12 protein-coding genes and 1 tRNA gene are annotated in these 12,151 nt (G+C 63.7%); 4 read left to right on the forward strand and 9 right to left on the reverse strand.

Going from position 1 to position 12,151, the window contains the following annotated elements:
• Nucleotides 1-106 precede the first annotated feature (106 nt).
• The 9 genes from C9I57_RS29435 to C9I57_RS29475 all read right to left on the reverse strand — a co-directional run bounded on the left by C9I57_RS29435 (nucleotide 107) and on the right by C9I57_RS29475 (nucleotide 7,928).
• Complete coding sequence (locus C9I57_RS29435; protein WP_107154065.1) at nucleotides 107-517, reverse strand: hypothetical protein; 411 nt, start codon at nucleotides 515-517, stop codon at nucleotides 107-109.
• Nucleotides 492-3,674, reverse strand: coding sequence for an ATP-binding protein (locus C9I57_RS29440; protein WP_107154066.1), 3,183 nt, complete (start codon nucleotides 3,672-3,674; stop codon nucleotides 492-494). Before C9I57_RS29440 ends, C9I57_RS29435 begins: the two co-directional genes overlap by 26 nt.
• A gap of 8 nt (nucleotides 3,675-3,682) precedes the next feature.
• Nucleotides 3,683-4,324, reverse strand: coding sequence for a response regulator transcription factor (locus C9I57_RS29445; RefSeq protein ID WP_258187889.1), 642 nt, complete (start codon nucleotides 4,322-4,324; stop codon nucleotides 3,683-3,685).
• Nucleotides 4,325-5,021: 697 nt separating this feature from the next.
• Complete coding sequence (locus tag C9I57_RS29450; RefSeq protein WP_107154095.1) at nucleotides 5,022-5,333, reverse strand: helix-turn-helix domain-containing protein; 312 nt, start codon at nucleotides 5,331-5,333, stop codon at nucleotides 5,022-5,024.
• A gap of 12 nt (nucleotides 5,334-5,345) precedes the next feature.
• Complete coding sequence (locus C9I57_RS29455; RefSeq protein WP_258187890.1) at nucleotides 5,346-5,570, reverse strand: hypothetical protein; 225 nt, start codon at nucleotides 5,568-5,570, stop codon at nucleotides 5,346-5,348.
• A gap of 477 nt (nucleotides 5,571-6,047) precedes the next feature.
• A complete protein-coding gene (locus C9I57_RS29460; protein ID WP_107154068.1) occupies nucleotides 6,048-6,434 on the reverse strand; it encodes a type II toxin-antitoxin system death-on-curing family toxin in 387 nt (128 codons plus the stop codon).
• Complete coding sequence (locus C9I57_RS29465; protein ID WP_107154069.1) at nucleotides 6,435-6,614, reverse strand: hypothetical protein; 180 nt, start codon at nucleotides 6,612-6,614, stop codon at nucleotides 6,435-6,437.
• A 238-nt stretch (nucleotides 6,615-6,852) separates the two neighbouring features.
• Nucleotides 6,853-6,927, reverse strand: a tRNA-Arg gene (locus C9I57_RS29470).
• Nucleotides 6,928-7,094: 167 nt separating this feature from the next.
• Complete coding sequence (locus C9I57_RS29475) at nucleotides 7,095-7,928, reverse strand: undecaprenyl-diphosphate phosphatase (protein ID WP_107154070.1); 834 nt, start codon at nucleotides 7,926-7,928, stop codon at nucleotides 7,095-7,097.
• Nucleotides 7,929-8,167: 239 nt separating this feature from the next.
• Between C9I57_RS29475 and C9I57_RS29480 the strand changes: the two genes are divergently transcribed.
• From C9I57_RS29480 to C9I57_RS29495, 4 genes are all read left to right on the forward strand, one after another.
• The gene (locus C9I57_RS29480; RefSeq protein WP_107154071.1) at nucleotides 8,168-9,211 is read left to right on the forward strand and encodes a substrate-binding domain-containing protein; all 1,044 of its coding nucleotides are present in this window, start codon (nucleotides 8,168-8,170) and stop codon (nucleotides 9,209-9,211) included.
• A 122-nt stretch (nucleotides 9,212-9,333) separates the two neighbouring features.
• The gene (locus tag C9I57_RS29485; protein WP_107154072.1) at nucleotides 9,334-10,377 is read left to right on the forward strand and encodes an ABC transporter substrate-binding protein; all 1,044 of its coding nucleotides are present in this window, start codon (nucleotides 9,334-9,336) and stop codon (nucleotides 10,375-10,377) included.
• A 26-nt stretch (nucleotides 10,378-10,403) separates the two neighbouring features.
• Entirely contained in the window at nucleotides 10,404-11,228 is an 825-nt protein-coding gene (locus tag C9I57_RS29490) for an ABC transporter permease (RefSeq protein WP_107154073.1), read from the forward strand.
• Nucleotides 11,229-11,256: 28 nt separating this feature from the next.
• Nucleotides 11,257-12,132 carry an ABC transporter permease gene (locus tag C9I57_RS29495; protein ID WP_107154074.1) on the forward strand — a complete coding sequence of 292 codons (876 nt, stop codon included), beginning with the start codon at nucleotides 11,257-11,259 and terminating at the stop codon, nucleotides 12,130-12,132.
• Nucleotides 12,133-12,151 lie beyond the last annotated feature (19 nt).

Below are 12,151 nucleotides of genomic sequence, written 5' to 3' on the forward strand. Positions count from 1 at the left end.
GCTTCAAATCCGTGCGGTCGATGCGAGGCGGATGTCAAATCCGGACGAGATTACGTCCTGAATGGCGTGTTTCGATGTTCCGGTGCCGCCGAGCTGTACTCGACGTTCAACGCCTCGCCTCGGAGGGCCAGGGGCCATCGAGATGGGCGAGCGCCCCGGCCAACGCAGCGGACAGGGCTGCAAGAATTGAGCGCGCTCGCGGCAAGATGGATGGCAGCACATTGGCATCACAAAATCTCAATGCGCGCTCAGCGTCATGCAGCACCGCGATCGCCTCCTCGGCGCCACGAAAGAAAGACGCCGTGCCCTTCATGCGATGCAACGCGCTAGCCGCGTTTGCGTACGCTCCGGCGGCAAGGTGTGTGTCGAAAACGCGCTTGGTGTCGTCGAATTCGGCGAGCGCACGGACGATCAAGGCTCGCAAGTCCGCGCGCTCGTATAGCGGGAGAAGCTCGGACAGATCGAAGCGAATCGCGGCGTGCGGAGCCTGGTCAATTCGGTTTGGCGGCATCGTCATTTGCCTCCTTCCACTTCTCGAATAGGCCGACGAGCTTTTCAAGCGTGATCGGCTTCGTCAGATATTCATCCATCCCGGCCGCGCGGCATGCGTCCCGGTCTTCGATCGTTGCATTCGCGCTGATCGCGACGATCGCCGTGCGGGCAACGGCATGGCCCCGACACCGCTCGCCGGCTTCGCGAGCCCGGATGCGTCGTGCCAACTCGTAACCGTCCATGCCCGGCATGTGGCAATCGAGAAGCACGAACGTGGGGCGCAGCCGCTCCCATGAGGCGTATCCAGCCATGCCGTCGGACGCCTTGCTCGCCGATACGCCGAGCAAGGCGAGCTGACGCACGATGATGTCGCGGTTCATCTCGTTGTCTTCAACGACGAGCGCCGCACCGACGCCGAGGTCGCCGCCGCCGTACGGCACGCTTGGCAAGCCAATGTCGTCGAAGGCGGCAGGCGGGATCGGCACGTCGGCGAAATTTGAACGATGCGGATCGACTCGCTCCATGGCATCGACGAATTCGTCGATGGACCGGACGCGCCGCGGGAGGCGCCCCGGTGCGCTGACTTCGATCGCTCCGGCCCGCTCGAGGGCTATCTCGACATCGCACCCCGCGGACTCCCCACGCACTTGCAACACAGCCATCTTTGCGAGCATCGCGCGGATCGACGCCGCCATCGCCGGTACCGGCACAGCGACGCGCGCGCGCATCGGCGAGAGGTTCGGCCAACGGCGAACCGTTTCGCCCCACTCCATCGGCAAGCGCACGCCAATGCGCGTGCCGACTCCGACGGCGCTCGCGACGTCGATCGTGCCGCCCATCGCGTCGACGAGCCGCTTGACGATGGAGAGCCCCAGTCCTGTACCGCCATAGCGGCGCGTCGTCGAACTGTCCTGCTGCGTAAACGGCGTGAAAAGCCGCGATCGATAATGCTCGGCAATGCCCCGCCCAGTATCGGCCACGACCAGCTCGAGCTGGCTGCGCCCGCGTTCGAGCCGGTGCCGCATCTCTACGAGCACGTGACCGTCGTCCGTAAAGCGGATCGCATTGCTCAGCAGATTCGTGACGACTTGATTGAGCCGCGCCTCGTCGCCGATCACGTATCGGTCGAAATGAGGCATCGCGGCCAGATAGACAGGCAAGCGCTTACGATCGGCAAGCGGCGCATGAAGCTCGACCGCCGCGCCGACGAGGCCGAGGATGTCGAACGGCGATGCGTCGAGCGAGACCGCACCCTGCTCCAGCTTCAGGTAGTCGAGCGTGTCGTCGATCACGCGCAGCATCAATCGGCCCGCGCGCTGCGCGGTCTCGATATGGCGCCGCTGCTGCGCCGAGAGCGTCGTGGTTCCAAGCAAGTCGAGCACGCCGATGACACCATTCATCGGCGTGCGAATCTCATGACTCATCATCGCGACGAATGCCGATTTCGCGCGATCGGCCGTCTCGGCACGCTCGCGCGATGCGATCGCGTCGAGACGCGCGGCGTCGGCCGCATGGCGCGCCGCCCGCGTGCGCCAATAGGCCATGAGCAGCGTCGAAAGCACCGTGACGCCGATTGCCGCGGCACAAACCGAAAGCAGAATCACCATGCTTTTGTCGTAGCCGATTTGCAGCGAGACGTGGCGGGAACGGCTCGCGAGTCGCGCCAGCTCGCGCGGAGCATGAGACGCCAGATAGCGGTCGATCATGCCGGTCAGCACGGCATTGCTCGCAGTCGCGGCGAAGCCGATCCGCTCGACGCCGGCGATGGCGGCGTCGGTGTTCAAGCGGCCACAGGGGTAGCGGTCGCGCAGATCGTCGGCCGCGATGGTGTTCACGAGCGCCGCGTCGGCATTGCCGGCAAGTACGGCGCCCAGCGCATCGACGGCGCGCTCGCGCGGGACGATCGCCGCGTCGGCCCAGGTCTCGCCGGGCAGTACCCGTCGCAGACGCCATGCGTTGGCCGCGATGCGAGCCGGCGGCGCCGCCGCCTCGCCGAATCGGACCAGAGACCACGGAAAGCTGTCGTACGGTCTCGTCAAAACGAGATCCCGCGGCTCGCTTGCCGCGGAGCCGAGTGGAAACGACGCCGCCAGATCGATCACCCCCTCGCGCAGCGCGTCGGCCAACGTTTGCGCATCGCCGATGAGCACCGGCTCGAAGCGGATTTGCGCAATCGGCGCCAGTCCTTTCAGCAGCGCGGCGCCCACCCCCTGCCACTCGCCTTCTTCGTCGAAAAAGTCGTAAGGGCGGTGAAGCCGCTCCATACCGACACGAACGACGGGGTGAACGCTTGCCCAGGCGCGCTCCTCGTCGGTCAGGGAAAAGGTCCGCTCCCGCATCGCCGGGATCGAAGACGGCAGCGGCTGCAGTTCGATCTCTCGCCGTTGCGCCGGAGAAAGCCGCGCAAGGCCGCGCGCGATGAACGAAGCCGCGGCAAAATTTTCTCGATGCGCGATGAAGCAGAGCGGCACGGCGAGCCGCAACGGTATCGATTCGAGCGCGTGAAGAGCCCGTGTTTGAACAATTGCCACGTTTGCTTCATGAATGCCGACGAACGCGTCGACGCTCCCGCGCGCCACCATCCGCACGCCGCTTCTTAGATCGTCGGCCTCGACGATCTCGGAGCCAGGCAGCCACGGCTTCACAAAGCGGCCATTTTCCCCCTGCTCTATCGCCACCCGCAGCCCCGCCAGGTCGTCGAATGCGCGAGGCTTCGCACGCTCGCGCCTGACGACTGCGCCGGCCCGCGGCAACGCATAAGGATCGGAGACCCAATAGCGCCTGTCTTCGACCGCAACCGTGCACCGTGCGGGCAAGATGTCGATGCGGCCGGCGTCCAGTGCAGCCAACGCCGCGCCGATCGAGGGGAAACGGCGATAAACAATGATGACGCCGTGAGGATCGGCGATCGCATGCAGCGCACTGGCCGCGAAGCCGTGCCGTACGCCGGAGCGGTCGACGTGGTCGAGGAGACTTTCATCGCCGGTGTAGGTGCCGACGCGCAGGACGTTCGAGAAGTCAGCGGTCCCGACTCCGTTGCCGAGTGCGGTCGCTGCCGCCGAATCAGCGGACACTCGCGCATTGGGGATCTCGGTGCGGGTCGCGCTGATCGCGGTGCCGGCACCGGCCGTCGCGCCAAGGCTGGCGGCGAAGGCGATCGCGGCTAGAAGGCGTAGCAGCATCGGCGGACTCAACTGCGAAACTTTTCCCTGAGATACAGCGCAAGTCCGAGGTCGTCGGCGACCTGCAGCTTGCGCATCGCGCTTCGCTTGTGCGTGCTGACGGTCTTCCTGCTTCTTCGCAGACGTTGCGCGGTCTGGGATACCGAGAACCCCTCGGCGATGTAGCGCAGAATCTCGAGTTCGGCCGAGGACAGCGTGTCTTCGCGTGGAATCGGCACGAGGGGGACGACTTCCCCATCACGCACGGCGAAGAATTTGCGCGGCCAGGCGACCGTATTGCGAATTGCCTCGGCGATCAAGGGCAACGGCGTGGCTTTCTCGAGAAATGCATTGGCGCCGGCGCGATGACAGATGCATTCCGCATCGACCGCGCGCGCGGCGGAAAGCACCACGATCGACAGAGACGGGAAAGCCGTGCGCAGACGCCTGACGAACGCGGCGCCGTCGACCCGATCGTCCGGCAGGTAGTAATCGACGATCGCGACGTCGTATGACTTGCTTGCGAGCTCGGTCATCAAATCCTCGGCGGCAGTGACAGTCGCGGTGACGTCGAAGTCGGCAAATCCGTGCAGAAAGGTTGCCACGCCCAGCGCGACGATCGGATGATCGTCCAGCATCGCCACGTTGATGCGATGTTTGGGGCGGGACAACAATAGGATCTTCCGGGAATTCATGCAAATCGGCCCTCTCTGCATTGTCTTTTTGATTCAATCGATCTCCGCGAGGATTCGATAACGACGATCGGGCATTCAAATACCTGTAATTGATATGAGAATTTTCTTGGAATTGTCGATAACGGATGAATGCCAAACCATCCGCACCGTGGATTCGATAAATTGCTGATCCGGCTTCCGTCGGCGCCCCTATGCGCCTTGCGTACGACCGACGACGAACATCGCGGGATACGCCCCCATCGCCGCCTCCTCGGGCGACCGATTCTAGCCGATGGGGAAGTGACGAACAACAGTCTGGCTCGCGACGTTTATCTCAAAAATAAGAAGACAACGGACGGCACTTCTTTTAGTCCTAAAGTTTGATGTTAATTTGCAATTCGGCGAGGTTTTATGCTTGTCAACAACGGCGAGATTTATCTAGCGCAGCGACTGGTATCGATATCGATGGGGATAGGAACCGGTTCGATCTAGGCGTCTTTCGTGGCGCATGCGCCTGTGTCCCGCTAGGGGCAAGTCAACCGGGGATATTCTCGAAGCGCGCGTCGTCGAGTTCGGCATGGCGGCGGCCCGGATCGATGCCCTGTGTCAATAGGCAGCCGAGCGGAAAGCGGGGTGGGGATGAGGACTTCCCCGACAATGTGAGCGAGCCCGCGCTGGGCGGGCGGACGTGAGCCTAGAGGGTTTCGAGCATCTGCATCAGTTCCGGGTGCTTCTCGACCAACTTGATCAGTACGGCGGCCTGCGCGTTCGGTTTGGCTCGACCTTGTTCCCAGTTTTGATATGTGCGCTCATTCACCCGCAGGCGGCGGGCCATGACGGCTTGAGACGCCTTGATACCCTCTCGTACAGTCCGGATTTCTTCCGCGGTTACCTCGACCCGGTCCGGAATCTCGACGCTAACCGTTCGAAGCGTCGCTTTTCCCTCATGCGCGGCCTTGAGTTCGTCGAGGCCTTCCTTCAGCTCGGCAAACAAGTTACGTTTCATCATGCACTCCCATCAGCGATCCACCAGCCTGAGAACGTCCCGCAGAAGCTCAGAGAACGCCTCGCGTCCAGCCTTCGACAAGTCGTCCATCTCGTCTTTGCCGTAAAGCGTAAAAAACCAGAATTCAGGGCCCTTGACCCAGTAGTAATAGATCACCCTGAGCCCGCCACGCTTGCCTTTGCCGCGGCGCTTATCGCCAAATCGGAGCTTGTGCAGACCACCGGTTCCCTTGATCACGTCGCCTGCTTCCGGTTGCACATGAGTTCGACCTGGAGAGCGCGATACTCATCATCCGCGAGATAGTTCTCGCGAACCCTACGGAACGGGGGAAGCTCGACGAAGATTGCTTTCATGGCGACTATACGCTACCTGCGTAGGGTTTCGCAACAGAGAAATTGCGCCGAGATCGATACGACGTCGGCGAAGCTTGGCTTATTTTCTCTGAGGAAAAGCGCCCTCAGTCCCACGCTTGTCGATTTCTGGCCATTCGGCATAGCGCCGCGCGTCTGGATGCTCAAGGCATACCGGCCGGACTGGTCGACGCCGAATCGAAGAAATAGTCGGGGAGAATTGCGCAGCGCGCCAAGCGCTTGAGGAAGCGACGACTAGCACCGGACGCGTGACGACGCTGCGCAGATCATCGAGCGAACCGGCCCGGAAAGGAGCACGCAGATTTGAAAGAGCCCGCGCGGGGCGGGCGTTCAGCGTGATGGCCTAGATTGGGTTTGTGCTGAGCCAAAGCGCGCTCAGATAGCGCGAAAATATTTCGTGGTCCACGGCACCGCGCGCCACCTCCACCACCACATGCTCCAACTCAGGGGTGCGGGGTATCGTAAAACCTTCCCGTTTCAGATACGCCAGAGCGCAAGCGAGTCCTGTCCGCTTGTTTGCATCGTTGAAGACGTGGCCGCGAGCAATCGCCACTGTGTACATCGCGGCGATACCGAAGACGTCATCGATACCATTGTAGTGAGCGTGGTTGTCGACGCGAGCCAGTGCAGACTCCACGCCACCTCGACCGCCGCTAGCAAATCCAGCCAGACCGCCAAGCTCTAGAAGGATCTCGTCATGCGTCGTGATGACGTAATCGAGATCCAGCACTCAGCGATCCTTCAGCGCAACCATTACGTCGCGATGTTCCGAAATAACCTCGCGGATCGACTTGAGGACTTCGGACTTTTGAGCGGGCGTAGCAACGCTGACCGAAGCCTTCGGACGAACGATCACACGCGGCTTCAGCTCAACGCCGTACAGCGTGGTGATGCGGTCTTTCTGGTTCATCGGACACCTCCGGTCAACATGTTGCGGCGACTGCGTGACTATCAAGCCGCAACTATCAATGCTTCGGCGGCAGAATCCCCGGAAAGTTGAGGGCCAGACCGCACTAACGATTGATACTATTCTAACGGAAGATAGTAGGCCTTTGGAAAATGTGGCAGCCGTGCGCTGCCGAACGCCGTTCACCCGCCCGCGACCGGCCGCGCGCCGAGCGACGAGAAGGAAACGCTTGAAGGCTACGTGGCCCCCCCACGAGGAATCGAACCTCGATTTCAGGTTTAGAAGACCCGTGTTCTATCCGTTGAACTATGGGGAGGCATCGCGGAAATTGTACGGCGGGCGGGCTGACGGAGCACGCGTCACCGGCTCGATCCCGGGGGGCGGATTATAACCGATCGCCTTTCGCCGGTCGGCACCGCATCGGGCTACGCGCCGTCCGGCAAGCCGAGCCCCTGGAAGACCCCAACTTTCGGAAAGAGGCCCTCAAACCGGCTGCGTATGCGTCATGAACCAGACGAGGCAAAGCGCGCCCGCCACGATGCAATAGACGCCGAAATTCGCGAGCCGGCCGCGCCCCTCGAAGTAGCGCATCAGGAAACGCACGCTCAGATACGCCGCGACCGCCGTCAGCACCCCGCCGAGCACCGCGTCGCCGAGCTGCCCGGGCGCCCCCTTGAACAGCTTCGGCACCTCGAGCACACCGGCCGCGAAGATGATCGGCGTGCCGAGCAGGAACGCGAACTCCGCCGCGCTTTCCGCCGTCAGCCCCGCCGCGTTGCCCGCAATCATCGTCAGCCCGCTGCGCGAAAACCCCGGCACGAGCGCCCCGACCTGGGCAAGCCCGACAAGAAACGCCTGCTTGAACGTCAGCTTCTCGGGCGGACGGTGCGCGCGCATGCGCTGGAGCCTGTCGCCGAACCAAAGCAACGCGCCGTTCACGATCAGCGCCAGCGCCACGATGCGCAGGTCGTGAAACACCTGTTCGAGTCGCTTTTCGAGAAGAAGACCGACGAGCCCCGCCGGGATCGTCCCGATGATGAGCGCCCACATCATGTGACCCTCGTCGCTCGGCCGGCCGGCGAGCGTGCCGAACCACCCTCTCACGAGCTCGATCCAGCGCTTTCTGAAATACCACAGCAATGCAAGGGCCGTGCCCAAATGCAATGCGACGAGAAACGGGATCAACTGCGGCGCGTGCTTGTCGATATGCATGCCGACGAGCGCCGGCGCCAACAGCGTATGCCCCAGGCTGCTGACAGGAAAAAGTTCAGTCACGCCTTGCAGCACGCTTAGAAAAACCAAAAACCAAAGGCTCACGCGTCGATCCTTTTTTTGCTATGAAAGTGGGGTTCGAAGAAAAAAGCGCTCACCCACCCGGGCCGCGGCGCCGAACCGCGACGATTATGCCTACGGGCACGGGAGTCGCCAAGTCGCAAGGTAGACTTTTTCAGCCCAGGATGTGGGCAAAAGTGTCATGTGTCAGTCATAATCGGTCAGGATAATCGTTGCGACGTAAACGTTTACATTCCCAGCACTACCGGACTGTACAGACTGCGATGAAACATACCATCAAGGATGTCGCCGCCTATGCCGGCTTCTCCATCGCGACGGTCTCGCGCGCAATCAACGCGCCGCACACCGTCAACCGCGTGACGCTCGCGAAGATCCGCGCGGCGATCGAAGCGCTGCAGTTCCGCCCGAGCCCGCTCGGCCGCCAGTTGCGCGGCGAACGCACGCGTCTGATCGGCGTCATGCTGCCGACGCTCGCGAACCCGGTTTTCGCCGAATGCCTGCAAGGCATCGACGACCTCGCCTCGGGCGAGGGCTATCGGCTGATGCTGATGACGACCCAGTACGATGCCGCGCGCGAGCGCCATGCGATCGAGGCGCTGCTTGCTCAGCGAGTCGAAGGGCTCATCATGACGGTCGCCGACGCCAACACGCACCCGCTGCTCGACGACCTCGAGCGCGAAGGCATGCTTTACGTCCTCATGCACAACGATACGGCGCGGCGCCCGTCGGTCTCGGTCGACAATCGGCGTGCCGCGTTCGACGGCGTGCGCATGCTGATCGAGCACGGTCACCGACGCGTGACGATGGTCGCCGGCACGCTCGCCGAATCGGATCGCGCGCAACTGCGCTACCGCGGCTATGCGGAAGCCATGCAGCAAGCGGGGCTCGAGCCGGTGCCGGCGCTCGAAGTCGATTTCAACGCGGACGAGCTCGCCCCGTCCGTGCTCGCTCATCTGACGTCGGGCCCGAAGCGCCCCACCGCGCTCTTTTGCAGCAACGATCTGCTCGCCATGGTCGTCATGCGCGGCCTGCGTCGTGCGCGCTACTCGGTCCCCGACGACATGTCGATCCTCGGCTTCGACGGCCTCGCCGTCAGCGAGCTGCTTTCGCCACCGCTCGCAAGCGTCGCGACGCCGAACCGCGAAATCGGCTGCTCCGCGTGGCGGCGGCTGATGGCCCGCATCGCAGGCGCCGACGATGGCGAATCGCTCTCGTTCAGGCTGCCCCACACGCTGCGCCAGGGCGCGACGATCGGTGCGCTGTCGGGCGCGCCCGACCCGGCGTTGCCCGCGCAGCCTGTCGTCTGAACGTCGATCGTAAAAGCGCGACGCAGCGACGAGCCGTAGCAATCCGTAGTTCGGACGGCGTTCCGCCCTCGGCGGCGCGCCGTCCGCCGACGTCCCATCCCAGCACCGAAGGAGACCCTCACGTGACACGCCGTTCATCTTCCGTCCGCGCGCGTTTTGCGCGATTCGTCTGCGCCAGTGCGGCGGCGCTCGCCGCGGCCCTGCCGTTCACAGGCACGGCCCATGCCGAAGACACCGCGATCTGCTACAACTGCCCGCCGGAGTGGGCCGATTGGGCCAGCGAGCTCAAAGCGATCCAGGAGAAGACGGGCATTCACGTGCCGTCCGACAACAAGAACTCCGGGCAAGCCATCGCGCAACTGATCGCCGAGGAGAAGAGCCCCGTAGCCGATGTGGTGTATCTCGGCGTCTCGTCGGCGTTCCAGGCGAAAGACAAGGGCGTCATTCAACCCTACAAGCCGAAGAACTGGGACGACATCCCCGCCGGCCTGAAGGACCCGCAAGGCTACTGGTTTGCCATCCATTCGGGCACGCTCGGCTTTTTCGTCAACAAGGACGCGCTCGAGGGCAAGCCGGTGCCGACCTCGTGGGCCGACCTGCTCAAGCCCGAATACAAGGGGATGATCGGCTACCTCGATCCGTCGAGCGCGTTCGTCGGCTATGCGGGCGCCGTCGCCGTCAATCAGGCGTTGGGCGGCACGCTCGAGAACTTCGAGCCGGGGCTCAAATGGTTCGAGGCGCTCAAGAAGAACGCGCCGATCGTGCCGAAGCAGACGGCCTATGCACGCGTGCTGTCGGGCGAGATTCCGATCCTCATCGATTACGACTTCGACGCTTATCGCGCCGAGTACAAGGATCACGCGAACGTCGCGTTCGTGATTCCGAAGGAAGGCACGATTTCCGTGCCCTACGTGATGAGTCTCGTCAAAGGCGCGCCGCACGAAGCGAACGGCAAGAAGGTGCTCGACTTCGTGCTTTCCGACGAGGGGCAGAAGATTTGGGCCAACGCGTACTTGCGCCCCGTGCGCGCGAGCGCGATGAGCAAGGACGCGTCCGCGAAGTTTCTGCCGGCGAGCGAGTACGCGCGCGCCAAACCCGTCGACTTCGCGAAGATGGCCGCTCAGCAGCAGCAGTTTGGCCAGGAATATTTGAAGATCATGCATTGACGCCAGGCAACCGGCCCGTTTTCACCATGCACGACATCACCTTTCCGCTGCGCTGGCGCGTCGCGCTCCTCGCGCCCGCGCTCGCCGTCTTCGTCGCGTTCTGGCTGCTGCCGATGGGCGTGCTCGTCGACGTGAGCGGCAATGGTCATGCGTTCGCGACTTATCGCGCGCTCGTCACCAATGCGCGTTATATGGGCAGCCTCGGCGCGACCGTCGCGCTCTCGGCGGCCGTCACGATCGCAACGCTCGTGCTCTCGGTGATCGCGGGCCTTCTGCTCGCGCGCCGGGAATTCCCCGGCAAGCGCACGCTCGTCGCGCTGCTCACGTTTCCGCTCGCGTTCCCGGGCGTCGTCGTGGGCTTCATGGTCATCATGCTCGCGGGCCGGCAAGGGCTCATCGGCGCGATCACGCAAAAACTCACGGGCGACAAGTGGGTCTTCGCCTACTCGATGGCCGGGCTCTTTTGCGGCTACCTCTATTTCTCGATTCCGCGCGTGATCGTGACCGTGATGGCCTCGGCCTCGAAACTCGACCGCTCGCTCGAAGAGGCGGCGCGCTCGCTCGGGGCATCGCCGTGGCGGATCATGCGCGACGTGATTCTCCCCGCGCTCGCGCCGGGGCTCGTCGCAGCCGGCGCAATCTGCTTCGCGACGGCGATGGGCGCCTTCGGCACGGCGTTCACGCTCGCCACCGACATCGACGTGCTGCCGATGACGATCTATACCGAGTTCACGTTGAACGCCAACATGGTGACGGCGGCCGGGCTCTCGGTCGTGCTCGGCATCGTGACGTGGATCGTGCTGGCGCTCGCACGCAGCGCGACGGGCTCGGCCGTCGCTGCAACGGCATGAGGCTCCTTATGCGCGTCAGGATTTCCCCATGAACGTCATCGTCGACACGACCGCCGCGAACGGGCACGGGGCTCGCCGCATCGCGCATCTCTTCATGCCGCGGCGCGTCATCGCACTCGGCCAGTGGGCCGTCACGCTCGCGCTTTGCGCGTTCCTCATCGTTCCCGTCGTGATGTCGGTAATGGCCGGCCTCACCGTCAATTATTTCCGCGGCGTCTCGAGCGGTCTCACGGTGCGCTGGCTCGTGGAAGTCTGGACGCAATATCACGCGTCGGTCTTCCTCTCGCTCGAAGTCGCGGCCGCCACGCTCGTCGTCACGCTCGTCACCGGTGTGCCGGCCGGATACGCGCTCGCGCGCAGCAAGACCCGGGCGGCTCGCTTCGTCGAGGAACTGCTCGTGCTGCCGATCGCGCTGCCCGGCCTCGCCTCGGCGCTCGCGCTCATCGTCGTCTATGGCGGCTTCACGGCGTTTCGCATGAGCCTTTGGTTCATCGTCGCCGGTCACGTCGTCTTCACGCTGCCGTTCATGGTGCGCGCGGTCGCGGCCGTGGCCGCGAGCGTCGATTTGCGCACGCTCGAGGAGGGGGCGGCCAGCCTCGGCGCGACGTTCCTCGAGCGATTCAAAACCGTCGTCTTGCCGAATCTGCGGCCCGGCATCCTCGCGGGTGCGCTAGCCGTTGTGACGCTTTCGATCGGCGAGTTCAACCTCACCTGGATGCTCCACACCCCCGATACGAAGACGCTCCCCGTCGGACTCGCCGATACCTATGCGTCGCTGCGCATCGAGATCGGCAGCGCCTACACGATCGTCTTCTTCGTCATGACGATGCCGTTGCTCGTCGCCATGCAGTGGCTCGGCGTCGATGCCACGGGCCAGCGCGCAGTGCGGCGCAAGCGCGGCTAGCGCGTCGGCCGACCTTCTT

Source organism: Trinickia symbiotica, from assembly GCF_003028655.1.
GTDB classification, from domain to species: Bacteria; Pseudomonadota; Gammaproteobacteria; order Burkholderiales; family Burkholderiaceae; genus Trinickia; species Trinickia symbiotica_A.